This window comes from Neorhizobium sp. P12A (assembly GCF_008365395.1).
Taxonomy (GTDB): domain Bacteria; phylum Pseudomonadota; class Alphaproteobacteria; order Rhizobiales; family Rhizobiaceae; genus Rhizobium.
Genome location: NZ_QOVX01000018.1, coordinates 79,434 through 101,199 on the forward strand (window position 1 = coordinate 79,434; position 21,766 = coordinate 101,199).

The window sequence follows — 21,766 nt, forward strand, 5'->3', positions numbered from 1 at the left end:
CAGCACCGTCGGCTCCTAGAGCATGTGTAGGGCGGAACCACGGCATAGGTGAGCCATGAGCAGAGGGTCCATGCGACCCCAAACCTATGTATAGTTATCCCGCCAAATGTTCCGCGCTAGGTTATTCGTGTGCCTCGATAGTCCCCCGATGAGGCCTGTAGCGACAAGCTACAATACTGTTCGGTGTTTTCCCCTCCACCGAACCTGCGGATGGCCAATCCGCCAGAGGCTGCCTTCACCCGAAAGGCAGTCTCTTTTTTTGAGCAGTGGCCGCGCATGTTGGAAGTGAAATCGAGGTTTGAGAAATAGCAAACCCGAAACTCACGCGTCACTACAACTTTCAAGTTGACGTGGTGCATAGGGGGCGAGCACGCTGACACGTACAGTCACAGCGCCGTGAAGGTTCGCATGCGCAGGGCAGCGTTCGATCGATGTGAGTTGCGTCGGGGCGACCTAAATCATTGTATAGGTTCGGTCGAATTCGGAACACGGTATCTTGCCCGCACAAGGTGAGACTAAATCAATGTCGGAAAAGAAAAATGTCTGGTTGGAACGACATGCAGGAAGCAAACATGGCCTTGTCTTCGGGGTGATCGCGCTTGCCGCTGCGGCAGCAATCTTCAGCATTGACACCTACACGAAGATCGAGGGCGCGATTGCTGTTCTATATGTGATCGTTTTGTTGCTCTCGGCAGAGGCGACGACAAGGACTGGTTTGCTGGTTGCGACGGGATTGTGCATCGGCCTATCGATTCTGTCCTATCTGTTGACCCATGGGCTCGACCCGGATCTGCAGACAGCGCTACGTTTGACGGTAGCACTGGCGGCACTCTGCGTGACGGCTGCACTCCTCCTGCGAAATGACCGGGCTCGAACGAATATACTCATGACCAATGCCGCGCTTCGCGAGAGCGAGCGCCGCTATCGTTCTATCTTCGATATGACTCGCGTCGCGCTCTGGGAGCGAGATTATTCGCGGGTACGCGCCTATATAGTTGGCCTCAAGGAGGAAGGCGTAACCGACTTGCGTGACTATATCCGCACTCACCCGGAGGTCATTCCGCAATGCATCGCGATGATCGGCGTCGTGGCCGCAAACGACGCGGCCGTTGACCTTCTTGGACGGCGTGCAGGCACCAATTCCCCAGGCGTCATGTCCCACTTTATTTCGCCAGCGAATGAAGCCTTCCTCGATGTCTTGCAGGCGATATTCGATGGCGCGAGTTTTTTTGAGGGCATGGCGGAGATAACGGCTGAAGCCGGCGAGACGAAGCTCGTGTTGCTCAGCATCAGCTTCCCGGACGATCCCGCTGCGTTTAACCGCGTGGTCGTCAGCATGGTCGATATTACACAACGCGAGCAGGCTCGCAAAGCTCTTGTTGAAGCTCAGGCCGAACTGACCCGGGCGGCGAGGGCTGCAACCGTCGGCGTGATGTCCGCCTCTTTGGCGCATGAGCTGAATCAGCCGCTTGGCGCAATCGTTGTTAATTCTCAGACTCTGCTGAGATGGCTCGATCGCGATCCTCCCGATCTCGCGGCAGCAAGACGGTCGGCAGAACGGATGATCCGGGACAGCCAGCGGGCAAGCTCAATCATTCACAACACGCGGTCTTTGTTGTCCCAGTCCCAGGAAGGTATCGAACAGGTAGATTTAAGTGCCCTTGTCAGAGATACCCTCGCTCTTATGGAACATGAACTGGAGAAAGAGCGAACCACCGTCGAAATCGTCCAGATTGCTCGCGTTCCATCCATTTCTTCCGTGAAGATCGAGATGCAGCAGGTGATGATAAATCTAATCGCCAATGCCGTTCAGGCGATGAGCGCAGCTCGATCGGAAAACAGGCGGATAACCATTGCGCTGGACGCAGCCGACAATGCGAAAGTCGTTGCGATCACAGTGCGGGACACTGGTCCTGGCCTCAGCGCAGATACTTTGGAGAAGCTGTTTTTTCCTTTCTACACGACGAAGGAAAGCGGAATGGGCATGGGTCTTTCGATTTGCCGGAGTACGATAGAGGCACGCGGCGGCTCGTTGGTGGGTTCAAATCATCCCGAAGGTGGTGCCGTCTTCGAGATCAGACTGCCAGTGGAGGTTGCCAATGCCTAGCGCCCGGGAAACGAAGCAACAGAACCGCGAGCCCATCGTCTACATCGTCGATGACGATGTATCGATGCGAGAATCCCTCGAGGATCTCTTCCGTTCGATGCATTTTGAAGCGCTCGCATTCGAAAGCCCTGCAGACTTCCTGCGCCGCGCCGATTTTCGCAGGCCCGGCTGCATCGTGCTGGATGTCAGATTGCCGGGCGTCAATGGTTTGGACTTCCAGTCTCAACTCGAAAGCGGTGGCAGCACGATGCCGATCGTGTTCATGACCGGCTACGGGGACATTCCGATGAGCGTGAGGGCGATGAAAGCGGGCGCCGTAGATTTTCTTGCCAAGCCGTTTAGAGACCAGGATCTCCTGGATGCAGTCACTGCGGCCATCGAGCACAATGCGAAGCACATGCGGGAGCAGGAGCAGGTGCAGGCCATAGCCGACCGTGTCGATACGCTGACGCCTCGGGAACGGGAAGTCATGGCCGCGGTCGTGCAAGGAATGATGAACAAGCAGATCGCCCACAAACTCGGGATAAGCGAGATCACGGTAAAACTCCACAGAGGAAACGTCATGCGCAAGATGCAGGTGCGGTCAGTCGCTGACCTGGTGCGCGTCACGGAGAAGTTCGCTCAATAGTGCGAGTCGTCGAGCGCTCCGGCAGTACATCCGGCCCGCAATGCGCTGGGTGGAAATAACAAGGAAAGTTGAATATTGTGTCCCATTCATCCTTAGTCGCGATCGTCGACGATGACCAAGCCATCCGTGAAGCGCTTGACGATCTTGTCAAATCCCTAGGGCATGAGAGCCTTCTGTTCGCCTCTGCCGAAGAGTTCCTGGCTTACGAACCGCGAGAGGCGATCGGCTGCATCTTGGCCGACGTCAAGATGCAGGGCCTTAGCGGGATCGAGCTGCAAGCCAAGCTTAACGAGGAGCCGCACCGCCCCCCCATGATCTTCATGACATCTTATAGGGATGAAAGAACACGTTCGGCTGCGATGAATGGCGGCGCCTTGGCATTTCTCGGGAAGCCGGTCGACATCGGCAGCCTCATCGATTGCCTGGAGTCCGCAATCGTCTAACCGGCCCACCTCGCATGCAAGCTTAGGTCGATATAGCCGAGGCAAGAGCGACGACGATCATCTCCGCGCGGCGCCGGGCAAATTGAGCAGGCTGGTGGTATCCGCCGGCACGCTCAGCCAGCACATCAGAGTCCCCGCACCTGCACCCGATCGGGAAAGCCCGTATCTCAACCCGTGGTATTTTTTCACACCACAATCAATGCCTCCGCGGCGCGGCGAAGCAGGGCCGGTTATAGCGCCAATGTCCATGCCCAGCTAAACCTGTGTATAGATGCGACCCGTGCATGACAGGCCTAACCTCTCCTCGCAAGACAGCCAAGGAGAACGGCCATGTCAAAAGAAAAGCAGAAAATCGTCATTCCGACCGGTGAATCTCGCGGCATCGTTTGCCGGTTGGAAGATGTCACTGCTGGCAGCGGCGAAGTCGCGAAAACCACCGCCATCATCATCGCCATGCCCTTCGGAATCCGGCCCCGTCGGGCTCATAACGATCCCTCGAAGGATGACGCAGAAGTCGACAGCGGTGTCGCGGACTGTATTCGCCAGGCTTTGTCGCGCCCCCTCGGCAAGTAAGATCTTTAACCCGCGCTCTGGAGATTTGCCATGAACGATTCTGAAAACCCGCATGAGGCCGTAAAGCGTTCCCGATCGACGGTTGTGGCGCTCTCGGTGGTTTGCATGGTGGCGGTCTTTTCCGGCACGGCTATCTGGGTCTCGCTCTGGTATTCGACGACCACTGTTCGAAAAGCAGATGCCGCCGAGACTCATGCCGTTCCATCGATTCCCGTCCAGGCGACGAGACCGCAGACAAGGGACGTTCCGGTCTATCTGGAAGGACTCGGAACAGTTCAGGCGTTCAATACGGTCTCGATCAAGGCGCGTGTCGACGGCGAGCTGCAGAGCGTGTTGTTTCAAGAAGGTCAGGAGGTCAAGAAGGGCGACCTGCTGGCTGTCATCGACCCCAGACCCTTCCAGGCAGCCCTGGACCAGGCCGTTGCCAAGATTCAGCAAGACCAGGCAAATCTCACCAACGCCCAATACCTGCTTTCGAAAGACCAAACCCTTGAGAAGCAGAATGTGACAACGGCCGAGACCGTCGAGACACAACAAAGCGCGGTGGCTGGCTTCAATGCCCAACTTGCCGAGGATCAGGCTGCAAAGGAGTCTGCGAGCGTCTCGCTTTCCTACACCCAGATCAGGTCTCCGATCGACGGTCGCACCGGCATACGGCTGGTCGACGTGGGTAACCAGATCCACACTACCGACACGTCGGGCATCGTGACCGTCACCCAGACGCGGCCGATCTCGGTTATTTCGACGCTGCGCGAGGATGATCTCGGCGAAGTGCGGGATGCCCTGAAGGCTGGCCCGGTCGAAGTGGCCGCCCTGTCTATGGCTCAGCGTTCGGTGCTTGCCACCGGGACGCTCTCGCTCATCGATAACGAGATCGACCAGACCAGCGGGACGCTGCGGATTAAATCCACTTTCGAGAATTCGGACGGGGCGTTGTGGCCGGGCCAGTTCATCAGGCTTCGGGTCCGCGAGAAGGTTCTTCGCAGTGCACTTACGGTGCCGTCTTCAGCCCTCCAGAGAGGTCCTGATGGATACTTCGTCTATGTAGTCGGAAGCAATGGCGCCGTCGCGGCGCAAAAAGTCACCACAGGCCCAATAGACGATGGCAGCGCCGTCATCGAAACCGGCCTTAACGGCACGGAGAGCGTCGTCACTGCAGGGCAGTATCGCCTGGAACAGGGAACCCGGGTGTCGGTCGCGGCAGCGACCTCGTCCACAACCGCGCAGAAGGATTAAGATCATGTCCATTTCGTCGTGGTTCATCCAAAGGCCGATCGCAACCTCGCTGTTCATGGCAGGGCTCTTCGCTATAGGCCTGGCGTCCTATCCGCTGCTGCCGGTAGCACCTCTCCCGCAAGTCGACTTCCCGACTATCCAGGTGTCGACGCAATTGCCCGGGGCAGACCCCAAGACGATCGCGTCATCGGTTACCCAGCCGCTCGAACGACAGTTCGGCCAAATCCCGGGCGTGTCGCAGATGACCTCGACGAGCACGCTGGGAAATAGCTCGATCACGCTTCAGTTTGACCTTTCACGCAACGTCGACAGTGCTGCGCAGGACGTTCAGACGGCGATCAACGCGGCGGGCGGACAACTGCCGACGGGGCTTCCTTCGCCGCCGACCTATCGAAAGGTCAATCCCGCAGATCCACCGATCATGGTTCTCGCGCTGACATCGGATACGATGCCGCTGACGGCGGTTGATGATTTTGCAGAGAGCGTGCTTGCCCAGCACATCAGCCAACTCAACGGGGTATCCCAGGTCCTGATATTTGGCCAGCAGAAGCCTGCGGTTCGCATCCAGATCGATCCTCAGAAAATTGCTGAGCTGGGCCTCTCTCTCGAAGACATCCGCACTGCGGTCACAGGCATTACAAGCAACGCGCCGAAGGGTACGGTGCAGGGCGCCCAGCGAACCTTCACGATCTACGACAACGATCAGTTGTTGAAGGCAGCTCCATGGAATGACGCGGTCATTGCCTACAAGAATGGGGCGCCGATCCGCATCGGCGATGTCGGCAAGGCGGTTGACGGCGCGGAAAATACGCAGTTGGCTGCATGGGCAGACGGAAAGCGGGCAATCCTCTTGCCGATCTTCAAACTTCCAGGCGCGAACGTCATCGACACCGTCGACCAGATCAAGGCGGAGCTACCTCAGCTTGAAGCCATCGCGCCGGCCGCCATCCGCTTTTCCGTACTGAGTGATCGGACGACTACTATTCGCGCCTCCGTTCTCGACGTGGAAACCACGCTGGTGATCACCATCGCACTTGTCGTCATGGTCATCTTTATTTTCCTCAGAAGCTTCTGGGCGACAGCCATTCCAAGTGTCACAGTGCCGCTGGCCCTGCTGGCAACATTGGCACTCATGTACGTCGCCGGCTTCAGCCTGGACAACCTGTCGCTGATGGGCCTCAGTATCGCGGTTGGTTTTGTGGTCGACGACGCGATCGTCATGATCGAGAACATCCATCGACACATGGAAATGGGAAAGACACCGCGACAGGCGGCCATAGACGGCGCACAGGAGATCGGCTTCACCATCATCTCGATCAGCATTTCGCTCGTCGCCGTCTTCATTCCGCTACTCCTGATGGGCGGTATCGTGGGCGAGCTGTTTCGTGAGTTCGCGATCACCGTTACCATGACGATCGTCGTTTCAGCGCTGATCTCCCTCACCATCACGCCAATGATGAGCTCCCGCTTTCTGAAGCCGGAGGAGAAGTCAGGTCATGGGCGGCTCTACATGGCCTTCGAACATGGCTTCGATTACCTGCTCGCGGGCTATCGTCAAACGCTCGACGTAGCGTTGCGCCATCATCGGACAACATTTCTGACCTTCCTCGCGTCGCTGGTCGCAACGGCCTTCGTCTTCGTCGAGATCCCCAAGGGCTTCTTTCCAACGCAGGACACCGGTCTTGTTACCGGGGTCCTCGAAGCATCTCAGGACATCTCGTTTGCCGAAATGTCTCGCCTCCAGATAGAAGCTGGACGCATCGTTGGCAGCGATCCGGGCGTGGCGACCGTCGGCATGCAGGTGGGGGCAGGGCCTGGCCTCACCGTCAATACCAGCCGCATGTTCATCACGCTCAAGCCCCTTGATGAGCGTGACGCATCCGCCACGGAAATTATCAACCGGCTGCGTCCTAAACTTGCCCAGATGCAGGGTGCCCAGCTCTTCCTTCAGGCGGCACAGGATGTGAATGTCGGCGGACGCAGCTCTGCAACCCAGTTTCAATATACGCTGCAAGACGGCAATGAGGACGAGCTGAACGAGTGGGCGGGAAAACTGCTTGCGAAATTCAAGACCCTGCCGGAACTCGCCGATGTCGCCACCGATCAGCAGAATGGGGGTGCCACGGTCACGCTTGAGATCGACCGCGACCAGGCCTCACGGTTCGGCATTCCGCCTCAGACGATCGACAACACGCTCTATGACGCATTCGGCCAACGGCAGGTCACGCAGTATTTTACCGACCTGAACAGCTATCATGTCGTGCTCGAGCTGGCCCCGGAATTCCAGAATTCTCCCCGGGCGATCGACGGGCTCTACATCAAGTCGCCGCTTACCGGCGAACAGGTACCGCTCAACCTCCTGGTAAAGCAGACCACGGAACCGACCGCTGTCCTGGCGGTCAATCACCAGAGCCAGTTTCCTTCAGTGACGCTCTCCTTCAATCTCTCCAAGGGAGTAGCGCTCAGCCAGGCGGTCGCCGCAATCGGCCAGGCCGAAACCACGATGGGCAAACCGGCCACGCTTATCGGCACGTTCCAGGGCAATGCGCAGGCATACCAGACCTCGCTCGCAAGCGAGCCGGTGCTGGTACTGGCTGCGATCATCGTCATCTATCTCATCCTCGGCGTGCTCTACGAAAGCTACTTCCACCCGTTGACCATTCTTTCAACCCTTCCGTCTGCGGGCCTGGGTGCGCTGGCGATGCTCTGGCTGTTCGGGTTCGACTTCACCGTCATAGCCCTTATCGGCGTAATCCTTCTGATCGGCATCGTGAAGAAGAACGGCATCATGATCGTGGATTTTGCGATCGCCGCGCAGCGTGAGTCTGGGTTGTCACCGGAAGACGCCATTCGACAAGCGTGCCTCCTGCGCTTCCGGCCGATCATCATGACGACCGCCGCCGCTCTTTTGGCTGGCATACCATTGATGCTCGGCCACGGTACCGGCTCCGAACTCCGCCAGCCACTCGGCTACGCCATCGTGGGAGGTCTTATCATTAGCCAGGTGATGACTCTCTACACCACACCCGTCGTCTATCTCTATCTCGAAAAGCTCAGCAGCCTCGCAACGAGACGGAGGCAGACCGGGGCTGTCGCCGAAGCGGCAGCAACGCGATCTCTCGGCCCATCGACCTAAACGTGGGCTGTTTGTTGATTTCCGCTGCGAAATGCCCCGCTTGGGGTGCGGATAAAAACTTGGCGGAAATCAACACGCAAGGGCATCATGGTGATTTTCGGGGGCCAATAGAGGGGCCAATTGGCCGCCTCTTGTCGACATTGCGGCGGCCGGTTCCGGACGCCCCCGGTATCAGAGAAGCGGAAGCATTAGTCCGGAAGCCGCCCGCGTCTAACAACGGCATCGACACTGCAACGCGACAGCCCGATATCCTTCAGGGTGCGATCGTCGAGTGCCTCTAGCGCCATGCGCATCCGCCGGATCTCGGAGGCATGGGTCAATACGCGCCAGGGCGAGGCAAGCATCGACAGGATCGATGATCCCCGACCGGTCGCGGTGCTGCTGGCCGGGTCCGTTCCCGCGTGTGCATCGAGCTCGGCCGGACGCTCCGCGACGCCTCCTTCCTGCTGCGAATTGCCGAAGCTTACCTTCGCGGTGGATCTATTGGGAAATCCGTCGCGGCTTCCGGGAAATGGAAAGATCGCGTTTTCAAGTATGCTGATCTGTGGGGCAGCCAGTCGGCCCTGATCGTGCCCGGGGATGTGTCCTTCGGCAACGAGCGAATGATAGACTTCCGGATACATGCCAGCACTGCAGAACGCGAAACTGTCCATGATGCCGGATATCATCCCGGACATGGCCGCCTCGAGCCAGCCTCTGCGATCGCTATCGACCTTAGGCGGTTCCGGTTTGAACGTGAGTGGGGACATCTCGACAAGATTCACCGGCTGTCCTTCCCCTCCACGCAGACGGTGATTTTCTGTGTCGTTGATGGTGCGTGTCGGCTTTCTTTCCAATTGCATTTGCGCTCTCCACTAACTGTCAGGTGTTGACCGAGAGAGCCTGCTGGCATCGGGCTACAGGACCATTTCGAACCTGGAAAAGTCGGTTACGGCTGTAGCAGAGCGGACCTGAAGCTGGGGGAGTGGCTTCGCGCAATTCCCATCCAGGCATTCCAGATTTCAACCGTAGCCATTCAGCCCTGCTCTGAAGCTGAGGCGTAATAGTAGTCGCACACTCTCGCCGTGCTCGGGTCGCTGAGCCGGACTTGTTCCGGTCGAGGCAAGGGCTGTGTTTCAACAATCAGAGCGATTGAATCTCATGAAAATTCTCATTGCCTCGACGCCCGCAACGGGTCACCTGAACCCACTGCTTGCAATCGGCCGAATCCTGATGGCGGAAGGCCATCAGGTCCTTGTCTTGTCCGGCTCCGCCTTTCGCGGACGCATTGAAGGCATCTCAGCAGAATTCCGTGCCCTTTCCTTTGACGCCGACCTTGATCCGGCCGACATTCATTCGCATGCTCCTGAATTGAAGCTCATCCCGCCCGGTCCCGAATGGCTGCGGATAGCCATGGAACGTATCTTCGTCGACACGATCCCCGCCCAGTCCAAGAGCCTGAACCAGGTCCTGCGGGACTTCCCGGCCGATATCATTATCGGAGACGACATGTTCTTCGGCGTCCTGCCGATGCTGCTTGGGCCGCGGTCGAAAAGGCCTCCGATCGTTCTCTGCGGCACATCGATCTTGCACTGGCGCCGCGACGACAAGGCACCGCATTTCATGGGCTTGCCGCCCGCAATAACCAAAGCGCAGCGAGAACAATACGCGGCGATCGCGCAAGAGCAGGAAAAGCTTGTCGATCTGCCCGTAGCCCGCCGCGCGAATCTGCACCTGGCGGAGCTCGGCGTCGGCCCGCTCTCGGCACCTTTCCTCGATTCAGTCGTGGAGCTTGCCGATTCCTATATGCAGCTATCCGTTCCCGGCTTTGAATATCCTCGCGAGATTCCGCCCTCGGTCAATTTCGTCGGAGCCCTGCCTTTCATTCCGAACCAGGCCCCTATTCCACTCTGGGCGCGTGAGCTGGACGGCTCGCGCAAGGTCGTCCTGGTGACCCAGGGAACGGTGGCAAACCACGATTTCAATCTGCTGCTCGCTCCGACCCTTGCGGCGCTCGCAAAAGAACCCGACGTGCTTGTGGTTGCAACGGCGGGTGGTCGCCCAGTCGAAGCTATTCCGGGTCCAATACCTGCCAATGCGCGCCTCGCAAGCTACCTGCCATTTGAATGGCTGCTTCCCAAGGTCGACGTGCTGGTAACCAATGGCGGCTATGGCAGCGTCAACCAGGCCTTGAGCCTCGGAATTCCTCTGGTTACCGCCGGATTGACTGAAGACAAGGCCGACGTGAATGCGCGGGTGGCCTGGTCCGGTGTCGGCATCGATCTGAGGAGCAACCACCCGACGCCGCAGCAACTGCGAACGACCATTCGCGCTGTACTAGATCAGCCGAACTACCGGTCGAACGCCATCATGATGGCTGCGGAGTTCGCTGCCATCGACACCCGCAGTGAAATTCTGAGGATCGTCAACCAGACCGCCAATGGCTCGGTCGGCTTGAGAATGGACAAGCTTGCCATCGTAACCCAGACACGGGTTGCGCGCCGTCACTAGACCTTTCGTCTGCAAACTGGCTCTTCAATAGAGGCCATATCACGTGAACAGCAGCCCGGAGTCGGAGCGCCCTAGCGCCTCTGCTCCGGGCTACCCTTTAGAGGGCAACAAGGCGCATTTAGATCGACGCCTTGTGCCGGCGTGGCGCGACATTACATCTGTAACCGATTTCCGGATTTCTGAAATCCGGCGATAGCGTGTAGAGCGTCTTAGAGAAACCGCGGGGCAAAGGTTGTGTTTTTGGTCCCAATCAATATGCGTTCTCTATGACAGCCATAGCAGGTGAACAGTGTGAAACACGTCTTAGTAGTCGACGACGATCCGTCCATTCGAAATCTATTGGTTGATTATCTTACGCAACATGCCTTTGCCGTAAGTGCGGTGAGTGACAGCCAGCAAATGGCCCGGGTCCTTAGCAGCGACACAGTGGATTTGGTGGTGGTCGATCTCAATCTTGGCCATGAGGATGGGTTGGAGATCGTCAATATGCTGGCGAGAACTTCGGATGCCCGCATCATCGTGATCAGCGGCGACAGGCTCGAGGAGGCCGACAAGGTCGTCGGCCTTGAGCTCGGTGCCGCAGATTATGTGACCAAGCCGTTCTCCATGCGCGAATTTCTTGCGCGTGTCAGGGCGGTGTTGCGCGAGAGGCCGAAGCGCGCCGTCGAGAAGGATAGAAGATCCTATGTGTTCAGCAACTGGACTCTCAGCCTCAAGCAGAGGCGCCTCTTCTCCGATGCGGGCGACGAGGTGAAACTGACGGCCGGCGAATTCAATCTCCTCGTGGCATTTCTTGAATCTCCGCAACAGGTGCTGTCACGCGAACAATTGCTGGCCGCAAGCAGAGTTCATGAAGAAGAAGTCTATGACCGAAGCATAGACGTATTGATCCTGCGGTTGCGGCGTAAGCTTGAAACCGATGCTTCGAATCCTGGCCTGATCAAGACTGAGCGCGGTGTCGGCTACTATTTCGATGCCGAGGTCAGCGTCGAACAGCATAGGCGGGCAGCATCTTAAATTTCACGGCATCGCTTTAAAACTACTCAACCGCGGCGCTGCTTCGCGGCCGTTTTCACCTGTAGTGGCTGCCTTACAGTTGAAACGACTTACCCTGATCCTGATATCGCCTTGCATTTCTAAGGCATCAGCTTGGCTCCGTCCGAATCCCAACGGAAATGCATTGCGCCGTGGTTGCGACATTCTTCGGACCCAGCCTCGGCGCATCGTAGGAGCCACCTATTAGTCAGTTTCCAACAACTCACCTGCTGCCTTCGGTCCCGCAAACTCGTCGCCGACGGGCCAATTTTGTTCAGGCCATCGGTCATCGGTATTTTTCGATCCTTACGCGACCGCGAACGGTCTTTGCTTCGTGGCGTGGGGCGCGAAAGGCTCCACTCGCGAGCGGGTTGAACCTGCCGCCTCATATACAGAGAGACATAGGCTTGACCGATATCACCACGGCAGCCTCCGATTTTCGGGACAGCTGGAAAGAGCCCGGCATCTTCGATCTGCCGCGATTTTGATTACCGAATAGCGGTCATGCCGGAAATTGCCCGCACGATGTAAACGACGTCGCGCGGGCGTGTTCTCGAGGACCGGCTACGAGAAACGCTGATACGGTTTCGATAAAAGCTGCGAGCAGTCACTGCTGTTGGCGGGTCAGAGTGTCCCTCTCTTCGATCCCTGCGGGAAACTCCATCCTGTCGCCCGTCCTGAAGAGATAGAGGCCGACAGCGAGAGTAAGGGCTGCAATGAAGAGAAGATAATAGGCATGCGCCATCGGGCTGAACGACAAGAGCGAGGCCACAGTGATCGGCGTCAGGCCACCAAAGACAGCATAGGCGACATTGTAGGAGAAGGAGACGCCGGTAAAGCGGACGCGAGCGGGAAACGCACGCACCATCACGTAGGGAACTCCACCGGTCAGGCCCACCGACAGGCCCATCACGGCATAGAGCCCGAGCGCAACCGGCATCGATACCCCCGCGAAGCTGTAGAAGGTGAACGTGGAAAGACCGAAGAAAATACTGCCTCCTACAAAGACTGGTTTTGGACCAACTCTGTCGATCAGAGTGCCTGCCCCGATAGCGCCCACGATAACGAAGACAGTCCCAAAACTCGTAGCAGCCAGCGACTGCTCAGCGGAATAGCCGTACAACTGCTGCAGAAGCGTTGACGTCATCAGCGTCGTGACGACGATGCCTGCAGACAGGAACCAGGTCAGCAGCAGCGAGACAATGATGCTCCGGGTGTAGTCGCGCAGGACGACGCGCAAGGGCAATTCCAGGACCAGCAGATGATTTCTTTCCATTTCAGAAAAGACCGGCGTTTCATGAAGCCAGCGGCGTAGATGCACCGCAACCAAGCCGAACAAGCCACCGAGGAAGAATGGAATGCGCCAGGCATAGACAAGCATTTCATCGGCTGTGAACAGGCCATTTATGGCAGCCGCAACGGATGCACCCAGCAGGATACCAAGCGTCAAGCCGGAACAGAGGAAACCGCAACCGAAGCCGACCCTGTAGGAAGAGACGTGTTCGGCAACAAAAATCCACGCTCCCGGCACCTCACTGCCAATGGCCGCACCTTGAATGAGGCGCATGAGGACAAGCAGGATTGGCGCTGCAACTCCAACCGAGCCATAAGTCGGCAGCAAGGCCATGCCGATCGTGGAAAGCGTCATCAGCAGGATTGAAAAGGCGAAGATACGTTTACGCCCAAACAGATCGCCAAAATGCGCGAGCGCTATGCCCCCGAGAGGACGAACGAGATAGCCGGCTCCAAAGATGCCGAACGTCTGGATAATGGATAGCCAGTCGGGCGTACCCGGCGGAAAAAACAGCTTGCCGATGACAGGCGTAAAAAAAATGAAAATTATGAAATCATAAAATTCTAAGGCCCCGCCAAGAGCTGCCAGACCGAGCAGACGAAAATCCTGGATGGTCAGTTTCTTCATTTCTATAGCTTCGTTCTGCGGAGAAAAAAAAGGCCCTTGCCCAATGAAATATGCACCAGTTCCTCCGCGCCTCATGACGATTGCGACAAATCACGTTTGCCGAACGCCATCGACAATACGGTCGTTCTGATAGGGCGGAAAAACTACACTAGCGCTTCACGCCGGCGGAATTTGATTACAAACGAAATCCGCAAAGCATTTGTTGCTTCTTCGAGAAACATCTCCAGTCAGAAACCATCTGCCTTGTTACCCCAGCTTTCCCGCATAGCGCCCGGTGGCTTGGAGTTGATCCGGTTGCGCGTTGTCGCCGGCCGCCATTTTCTGATGGATCGCATGAGCAAGGCTTCTGGAGTTCAAGGGTTTGCGCAAAGCGCCCAGGCGTCTCAGATTGTGTTCGCTCATCGAGCCGGTCCGATACTGGTCTTTCACGAGCAGCAACGACAGGCCGGCAAGACTGCGTTCCAGGTCCACAAGCCTTACTGACTCCTCCAGAGACGCAACGTCGATAATTGCAAGGTCCGGCTGCTGATCACTTTTAGTGAGCCACTCCAAAAGCTGGGCAAGCGTGGAAAAGCCGACTGGTTCGTATCCAAGCGCTGCGACCTTCTCCTCATGTATCATCAGAAGGGAATGCTCCTTCTCCAGCAGGATGACGATTTCCCCGTTTCCAAACGGAACGGATTCGTCATTGAAAAACTGGCGCAGAGGAACCGCTGGCTGGAGGCTGGCAGGGAAATAGAGATCAAAGCGCGTCCCCCTGCCAACTTCGCTTTCAACATTGATATGCCCGGCAAGCGCCTGAACATTTCCGTGCACGGCTGCGAGACCAAGACCGGTGCCGCCGCTACGCGATTTTGTCGTAAAGAACGGTTCGAAAATATGCGACAGAACGGCCTCGGGAATGCCTGCGCCATTGTCGGCAATGGCCAGGCGGATGTAGCTGCCGGCGGACAGCACACCATGTGAGAGCAGCCGCCTCGACCGCAACTCCAAAGACGCGACCTCGATTTCGATCCTTCCGGTCTCGTCCGACGCCTCCGCTGCGTTCTTGCAGAGGTTCATAACGATCTGCTGGATTTCTATCGGATTGCCGAGGATGACGGCGGGCTTGTCGACAAGGCGTGAGGTGATCTGAAAAGCATCCGTCAGCGAGACTTTCAGCATAGGCAAGATGCTGGATACCGCTTCGACGACATCGAAAGGCTGGCTCGTTCTCTCGCGCTTGCGGCTGAGGGTCAGAATTTGGTCGATGATCAACCGTGCTCGCTCGCCGGCCGCAACAATCTCCTGCACATAGTGCCGCGTGGTCGATGGCCGTCGCAGTATCTGTAGCGCCATTTCTCCATAACCAAGCATCGATCCGAGTATGTTGTTGAACTCATGGGCAATGCCGGCCGCAAGCGTACCCACGGCCTGAAGCCTTTCGGCATGCTTCAGGCGCTGTTCGAGTGTGTCTCTCTCCTGCCGCTTGCGAACGCGATCGATGCTTTGAATCAAGGCATCAATAGCGCTCTGCATTAATTCGACCTCGTCGGCGCTCGCCTTCGGCCTGGATTCGGCATATTCAAAAATGACCATCGCGGCATCGCGTTCCGATATTTCGCCTTGGACGATGGCACCGGCGCTCATTGCATCCCGCGTGAAGACAAGCTCGCCTTGCGACTGCAGGCTCCTGCAGAAAAAGCGGTTGCGTTTCGGATTGGCGAGATGGCGACGCAGGTCGGCGAGGAATTCGGGTATGAGACTGTCTGACCTGCCGTCCCCAGGAATGTTTTCGTATTTCTCCTCGATCTCGCCCGTCTCGATGTTAAAAAACAGCATTTCATAACGCTTGGCATCAAAATACCGCGCAAGAACCCTCAGGGATCGCTGAATTGCGTCGGCCCAGTCGGACGAGGAAACACTGTCGAAATTCGTCTTAATCTCGTTTCTCGTATTCTCGAAATCCAGACGACGGGCCAGTCGATTGGTTTGAAGGCGAAGGCGGTTGACGAGGAGTAATATATAGAGGCAAAGCACGATCGCGATCGTTCCGAGGAAGAGCCGGCTCCAGGTCGCGCGGACGGTGCTCTCGCTATAATCCGCGAGATATTGGTTTTGCAGATCCTGCGCACGAGCCGAAACCTCGGAATTCTGGATAGCGACAACCACATCGTCGACGACCGGCAATGTCGCAAGGACCATATGGCCGTGCTTGGCCAATGCCTCTAGCTTCGCCTCGATGGCCTCGTTCGTTGACGATGTCTGCTGCAAAATAGTGCTGATGTGTTGCGATAAATCGACGTCAGGATACGTCTGAAACTGCATCATCAAATGGCTAAGCTGATCCCAGGCAGCCGGAAAATTTTGTCTTTCAGCTTCGCGGCTTTTGTAGAGGTCGCTCAGAATTTTGCCGAAAATACTCTGCGAATTCCGCAGAATCGCGTTTGTCGTTTTGAACTGTTCGACCAGCGTCTCGCTTTGCTGGATCGCCAAGGACAATCGTTCGAGAGGCACGGCCAATCGTTGTTGGTCATCGGTATCTGTCGAAAGAGATCTCAGCCGGTTGAGCATCTCATGAAGCTGAACGACCGACCCGACCAGAGGATCGTAGTTGTTCAATAATCCGTCGCGCGCCTGGAGCACGTCACGCTGGAGAGCAGAATCGCTCCGTTCGATCGCGTGGAGAGCAGGAATTACGGCGTCGAGGGTCTTCCTGTCGGGGCCGCGCCCAACAGCCAGGAGAGCAAAAAATATCGCACACAGAATGACGCCGACTATGGCCCAGGGACCGTCGATAATCCTGCGGAAGCGGTGTTTTTTGTCTGCATCCATTCTGAGTTTCAACAGTGTTTCGAAGCAAATTCAGTTCTTGCGCATGTAGGATCTATTGCAGCTTCTCGCTATGCCGCCCCCATCATATTGTTTCCGATACTGGAGCCTGTACCCCCCTGATGCGCAGGCAACATCGCCTGCTACTGAGCAGCCGATGGGGCGGAAGCATCCAATGGACGCCCTTTGTACTCTCCCGTCAGGGTCTTCAGGAATGCAACGAAGGCGGAAATGTCATCATTGGATGCAGCATGCCCGAGCTGGACACGAGCCATGATGGCCACAGCTTCAGGAAGGCTCGCTGTACGGCCATCATGGAAGTACGGGGCGGTGACGGCGACGTTTCTCAAACTTGGAACGCGGAACACGCCTTTGTCCTGTTCTGCATGAGTGACGGTCCACCGACCGAGATCGCTTTCGTCGGTCGTGCCCGCAGGGGAAGGCGGCGCATCAAATATTCCGAATTTTTCAAAAAGATTTCCGCCGACATTTGTACCCTGATGGCAGGACGTGCATCCGTAACTCTTGAAAAGCTCGTATCCCCTCAGTTCTTCAGGTGAAAGCGCGGCCGCATTTCCACGCAGATAGCGATCGAAACGGGAATTAGGCGTCACCAGCGAGCGCTGAAAGGTGGCCAGAGCATCGAGGACGTCGACGCGCCGGGCCTCGTGACCGTAGACTTTTTCGAATTGAGCATTGTAGTTCTTGGATGCGTTGAGCTTCGAAATGAGATCGTCCCAATTGCTTGCCATCAGGTTCGGATCGAGCAATCCCGCCTCGTTCTGCGCTTCAAGCGTTGTGAAACGTCCAAGCCATCCAAGACGATAATTGTTCGCCGCATTGAAAATCGTCGGGGTGTTGAACCGGTGCATTTGACCATCATGTCCAACAGTTCTTTGCACATGGATGGCGCCGCCGGTGTTGAGATCATGGCACGATGAGCATGCAAGATTGTTCTTTCCCGACAGGATGGGATCTTTAAAGAGGCTCTCTCCGAGGGCGACTTTCGACGGATCAAGCGCAGGCGGATTTTCCAACGGCGTTATCGGCTCTTGATTGGCTCCTTTGTTTGACGCGCTCTCTTGGGCGGCAACAGCGACAGCAAGGATCCAGACCAGACTGGCGGCGAAGATCACGCCGAGTGGTCGCAGATTAGATCTGAAGACAATGTTGAGACCCCTCATCTGTAGATGGCCCGCCTGCTGTGCTCCATCACGATTTCCCTTCAAGGAAGCAGCCGAAACTCCGCTTCTCCTTCTCCACCCGGCCAGTCCTGCAGGCAACGCACCTTTGGGAGGCGAGCCAACACATGACTTCACAAGGCCGTGACTATGGCAGCCGCATTGCAGCTCCGTTTCCAAAACCGGGTCAACGGTTACAGCTGTAACAATGGTGTCATGCTGGCTTTTGACGCGTCTCGATAGGCCTGGGTTCCCGGTGGCTAGGCTTCGTTGGTGTGATCTGATTTCGAGCGGTTTGGACGTCTTCAGGTCGCTGCCCAAATTACAAATGCAAGAAAGCGATCTTCGAATGAAATCGACGATTAACAGCAGCTCCATAGAGATCTCAACGACGTCGTTGGCACGGCGTTACAGCTGCTTGTGCGGCGAAAGCTTTTTGATGGCCGCCCGCCCGAATCTCTGGCCCCCACATGCCTCGATGCGGGACATCGATCTGAAGATGCGTGGAGATAAATATGCCGTTTGAAATTTCTAATGACGATAGCGCCGCTCCGAAGCCTCGGATCTGCATCGCTGGCGCCGGTGCTATCGGCCTGACATTGGCGACGCGCCTGGCGCTTGGCGCTTATCCGGTCAGCGTGGTTGCACGCGGACCGAGCCTTGCGGCGATCAAGAATAGCGGGGTCCGCTTGATCGATGCCGAGGGCGCTCATGCGGCCAAGGTGGCAGCTGGGAAACCAATGGAGCTAGCGCCGGCCGACATCCTGTTTCTCTGCTCCAAGGCGCATGATCTGCCGGAACTTGCCTCTGAAATCGCGCGCCTGATCGGTCCGGAAACGCTGATTGTTCCTGTGATCAACGGAATTCCGTGGTGGTATTTCGAGAACGAGGGCGGAAGACATGCCGGCCGGACCGTGCGATCCGTGGATCCCGACGGCCGCCTCAAACAGCTATTGCCTTCGTCCCAGGTTATTGGCGCCGTCACGACCATTACGGCTGAGCGGTTGGAGCCGGGGCTCGCTCGCAGTCTCAATCCACTCAATATGGTGATCGGCGAGATCGATCATCGTATCACCGCAAGGGTCGAACAAGCCGCTGCAGTTCTGAATTTTTCCGGAATTGCTACCCGCGTAAGCGATCGGATCCGCGATCCCCTTTGGTCAAAGGTCATTGCCAATTTGATCTGCAACCCACTTTCGGTGCTTTCTGGCGCAACGTTGCGCGATATATGCGCCCACCCGTCACTGTCGCGTATCACGCGGAAACTGCTTGAAGAAGGGCTGTTGATAGCGGCCTCATACGGCGCCCGGATGGAGCTCGATCCGGATGCGCTCTTGGCGATGGGCGCCAGCAAGGGCGATTTCAAAACATCCATGCTCCAGGATTTCGAGCGCGGGCAACCTCTCGAGCTGGCAGCGATATGCGGCGCCGTCATCGAACTGGCCGAACTTCAGGGAATATCCATGCCCCTGACGCAGGATATCGCCACCCTCGCGGGCTATCGAAGCAAAGCAGCTCGAGAGCATGAGCTGGCAGCAGCCTAGAGGCGCAGTCGGATCGCGCCTTGAGCCACTCACCTTGTCACATCATCATTGATAGGCGACGACGACTATTCTCAGCCCGGAAATCTCTTCAAGGAGATGTCGCCTGCCCAGTAGAAGGTTCTCTTCGAAATACAGTTCTCGCAATCACATCCACCGCGCCAAAGTCGGAAACATCGCGGCCAAGTAAATATTTGATGGAGCCTGTTTTCTCCTCCCAAGCGAGGCTCCAATGATCGCCCGTGTCATCCCCTCTGGTGCGGGCGATCTCTCAAAGCCGGCTCGATGCCGGCTTTGGGTTCCGACGGGCAAATCTCATACACTATGGATCTGATCCAGTGGCCGCTTGCTGATATCAACCATCCTCTTACCAATTGTGTGCTAGCCCAGTCTTCCAGTCTGCCACGGACAGGCTCCCAAGTTAGCCCCAAACCTGATTACGAGAACGCTCTCCCCGATCTGTTGGTCGACTTTGGAATGGGGGCGGGATCGCGAGACTATTCATGATTGCGCGGCGACAACGGCTGGGCGGCTTGTCCGTGGGTGGCCGGCAACCTTGGCGAAATCGCCATCGGCTAACAAGGTATTCGCCGGTTCTTGAAACGGGGAAGAGCATCTTGAAAGGTCGAAAGGCCATGAACCTGGTTGCACGTCAGACGCCAACGCCGAGCCGATCGATATATCGCTGAGCCGACCGCGCGACGATTTCATCGGCACCTCGTTCAATATTCTTGCCCCGCAAAGACGCCGTATATTCGCTCGATATCTCCGAACTAGCTAGGAGACGCCGAATGATCTCCCCTCTAGAACTGTTGCTGCCAATGGCGCCAGTCGATTGTGAGCAAATGGCATCGCTCGTTGAAGGTCCGAGGGGAGAGCTTGCTGAGCGGATAGTACGTCGGTCGCCTCAAGTCCGAGCGGTGAATGATTAGGAGCAAAGTCTATGCATTCACTTCAACGCAACGGAATAAAACTCTCCTTCCGGTCCACCGAAGTAGGCGACCCCAATCTGGTATTTATCCACGGGTGGTGTTGTGACCATAGCTATTTCGGCCCCCAGATCAGCCGATTTCAATCGCTCGATTATCGTGTGATGGCTGTGGATCTGCGTGGGCATGGGCAAAGCGCGCAACCGCGGCAGAGCTACTCCATGGAGGTTTTTGCAGACGATGTCGGCTGGCTCTGCGATGAATTGGGGATGGCAAAGGCGTACTTCATCGGCCATAGCATGGGGGGCAATGTCGCCTATGAGGTGGGCCGCCGACGGCCTGACCTGGCGGCCGGGGTTGTCATGATCGACAGTGCCGTTACGAGGCCTGCCGCGTCTCGCGCTGCGATGGAACCGTTCCTCCGCGAACTCGAAGGCTCCGGCTATCGTGAGGCCCTTACTTCCTATGTGTCGAACGCGCTTGTGATCCCAACGGACGACAGGGGACGACTTGCCCATATCCTGGAGGATATGACATCAGTGCCGCAACATGTCATGATCTCCGCATTTGAAGGCTTGCGCGACCACGACCCCGCATCCGAAGGGATGAGGCTGGCTTGTGCTGCCCTCTACATCGCGGCAAGCGAGCCGCAACCGAGGTCGGATGTCGAGCGCCTGCGGCAACTGGTGCCTGGTCTCGCTTACGGTCAAGTCGTTGGATCCGGTCATTTCTGCCAGTTGGAGGTCCCCGACCAGGTCAACGCCATGATTGAGCGGTTTCTGGCGCTACAGTCAAGGCGCGATCCCCATCGCTGAATTCCAGGACCGGAAACGGTATCCATGGGCAGGATGCAAAACGGACTGGCGTGACCGGCCCTCCACACCCCGCGCGTACCTTCCGATGTCCTCGCGGAAATCGCGACCATTGCCGAAGCCACGGACAAATCCCGCAGCTACATCGTTGTTCGCGCGCTACGGAGCTGCCTGATGAACGAAGGCGCTGACGTTCTTGTGTCCATCCAGCCCCCCGCCTGGATCGAGACCGGAGGCAACGAAGACATGGGCGATATTTTTGCTGACATGGAGCACATCATTGCTGGAAAGGTGGCAAGATCACGGTTCGACCTTCGAAAGAAGCGGCCAATTATATTCGCCGTCAGAATCCTATGTCCGCGCGCAAGCTCGCGGCTGGCTATGAAGACCGCCAGACAGACCTTGCAAAAGTTCTCGAGATCGAGAAACGTCATGCGCGGCTTACCGATCACCGGAGGCTTACCTTGTCGTCGGGGACTACCTGCTCGACTTTCGCCGCTTGGCTTCAATCCGCGCGACCGCATCGTCCCCACTCTTGAAGTCAATGCCGCCACTCAAACAAACTCGCGATTGCCTAAAAGGTGAGGCCACAAGGATTTCAGGAAGCGGACCATTGGCGCTTTCTATGTGATCGAACTACGAGACCTGCCTCTGCAAAAATCCACAGGACACATTTCCCTGCATATTCAGTACTTTATACGAAATTTATCGGCATTTCGTTTTTCCCCATTGACGAGTTTACGACGATCTCTTTATAAGCCCGATCACTGACGAGGGCGGCGGCGCTGCTGGCGACGAACTGCCTCGCTCTGGAGTTTCGATAGAAACGACGGTTTGGTTGAGGGATGGTTGCTGTAAGGCGGTTGTCTCGTCGGGGAAGATTTTGACTGGTTTTACTGGTCTGTTATTTGACAATTGAAGAT

15 protein-coding genes are annotated in these 21,766 nt (G+C 56.9%); 11 read left to right on the forward strand and 4 right to left on the reverse strand.

All coding sequences use genetic code 11. The features are described 5' to 3' along the window. Positions 1 to 496 precede the first annotated feature (496 nt). The 6 genes from DTW90_RS29805 (at position 497) to DTW90_RS29830 (ending at position 8,123) form a co-directional block, all read left to right on the forward strand. On the forward strand, positions 497 to 2,107 hold the full coding sequence (locus tag DTW90_RS29805) for an ATP-binding protein (protein ID WP_348642668.1): 1,611 nt from the start codon (positions 497 to 499) through the stop codon (positions 2,105 to 2,107). After that, positions 2,100 to 2,735 (forward strand): response regulator transcription factor, encoded by a 636-nt coding sequence (locus DTW90_RS29810; protein WP_132528198.1) that lies wholly within the window; start codon positions 2,100 to 2,102, stop codon positions 2,733 to 2,735. Before DTW90_RS29805 ends, DTW90_RS29810 begins: the two co-directional genes overlap by 8 nt. A gap of 77 nt (positions 2,736 to 2,812) precedes the next feature. After that, positions 2,813 to 3,178 carry a response regulator gene (locus DTW90_RS29815; protein ID WP_132528199.1) on the forward strand — a complete coding sequence of 122 codons (366 nt, stop codon included), beginning with the start codon at positions 2,813 to 2,815 and terminating at the stop codon, positions 3,176 to 3,178. A 330-nt stretch (positions 3,179 to 3,508) separates the two neighbouring features. Then, the gene (locus DTW90_RS29820) at positions 3,509 to 3,751 is read left to right on the forward strand and encodes a hypothetical protein (protein ID WP_149343096.1); all 243 of its coding nucleotides are present in this window, start codon (positions 3,509 to 3,511) and stop codon (positions 3,749 to 3,751) included. Between the two features lie 30 nt (positions 3,752 to 3,781). After that, on the forward strand, positions 3,782 to 4,987 hold the full coding sequence (locus DTW90_RS29825) for an efflux RND transporter periplasmic adaptor subunit (RefSeq protein WP_149343098.1): 1,206 nt from the start codon (positions 3,782 to 3,784) through the stop codon (positions 4,985 to 4,987). A gap of 4 nt (positions 4,988 to 4,991) precedes the next feature. Next, positions 4,992 to 8,123, forward strand: coding sequence for an efflux RND transporter permease subunit (locus DTW90_RS29830; RefSeq protein WP_149343100.1), 3,132 nt, complete (start codon positions 4,992 to 4,994; stop codon positions 8,121 to 8,123). A 188-nt stretch (positions 8,124 to 8,311) separates the two neighbouring features. Here the strand turns inward: DTW90_RS29830 and DTW90_RS29835 are convergent, their stop codons facing one another. After that, positions 8,312 to 8,965 carry a DUF1127 domain-containing protein gene (locus tag DTW90_RS29835; protein WP_149343102.1) on the reverse strand — a complete coding sequence of 218 codons (654 nt, stop codon included), beginning with the start codon at positions 8,963 to 8,965 and terminating at the stop codon, positions 8,312 to 8,314. A 298-nt stretch (positions 8,966 to 9,263) separates the two neighbouring features. Between DTW90_RS29835 and DTW90_RS29840 the strand changes: the two genes are divergently transcribed. Further along, positions 9,264 to 10,613: a glycosyltransferase gene (locus DTW90_RS29840; protein ID WP_149343104.1), complete on the forward strand. Its 1,350-nt coding sequence runs from the start codon at positions 9,264 to 9,266 to the stop codon at positions 10,611 to 10,613. Between the two features lie 291 nt (positions 10,614 to 10,904). Continuing rightward, positions 10,905 to 11,630 carry a response regulator gene (locus DTW90_RS29845; protein WP_149343105.1) on the forward strand — a complete coding sequence of 242 codons (726 nt, stop codon included), beginning with the start codon at positions 10,905 to 10,907 and terminating at the stop codon, positions 11,628 to 11,630. 625 nt (positions 11,631 to 12,255) lie between these two features. On the opposite strand, the gene DTW90_RS29850 is transcribed toward DTW90_RS29845, so the two are convergent. The 3 genes from DTW90_RS29850 to DTW90_RS29860 form a co-directional block, all read right to left on the reverse strand. After that, a complete protein-coding gene (locus DTW90_RS29850) occupies positions 12,256 to 13,569 on the reverse strand; it encodes an MFS transporter (protein ID WP_246665107.1) in 1,314 nt (437 codons plus the stop codon). Positions 13,570 to 13,815: 246 nt separating this feature from the next. After that, positions 13,816 to 16,383 (reverse strand): two-component system VirA-like sensor kinase, encoded by a 2,568-nt coding sequence (locus DTW90_RS29855; RefSeq protein WP_149343108.1) that lies wholly within the window; start codon positions 16,381 to 16,383, stop codon positions 13,816 to 13,818. Between the two features lie 140 nt (positions 16,384 to 16,523). Next, complete coding sequence (locus DTW90_RS29860; protein ID WP_246665108.1) at positions 16,524 to 17,939, reverse strand: cytochrome c peroxidase; 1,416 nt, start codon at positions 17,937 to 17,939, stop codon at positions 16,524 to 16,526. 137 nt (positions 17,940 to 18,076) lie between these two features. Here DTW90_RS29860 and DTW90_RS29865 point away from each other — a divergent pair, with 137 nt between their 5' ends. From DTW90_RS29865 to DTW90_RS29875, 3 genes are all read left to right on the forward strand, one after another. After that, positions 18,077 to 19,105 carry a 2-dehydropantoate 2-reductase gene (locus DTW90_RS29865; RefSeq protein WP_132528208.1) on the forward strand — a complete coding sequence of 343 codons (1,029 nt, stop codon included), beginning with the start codon at positions 18,077 to 18,079 and terminating at the stop codon, positions 19,103 to 19,105. Positions 19,106 to 20,045: 940 nt separating this feature from the next. Further along, positions 20,046 to 20,846: an alpha/beta hydrolase gene (locus DTW90_RS29870; RefSeq protein WP_149343110.1), complete on the forward strand. Its 801-nt coding sequence runs from the start codon at positions 20,046 to 20,048 to the stop codon at positions 20,844 to 20,846. 171 nt (positions 20,847 to 21,017) lie between these two features. Beyond that, a complete protein-coding gene (locus tag DTW90_RS29875; RefSeq protein WP_149343112.1) occupies positions 21,018 to 21,428 on the forward strand; it encodes a hypothetical protein in 411 nt (136 codons plus the stop codon). Positions 21,429 to 21,766 lie beyond the last annotated feature (338 nt).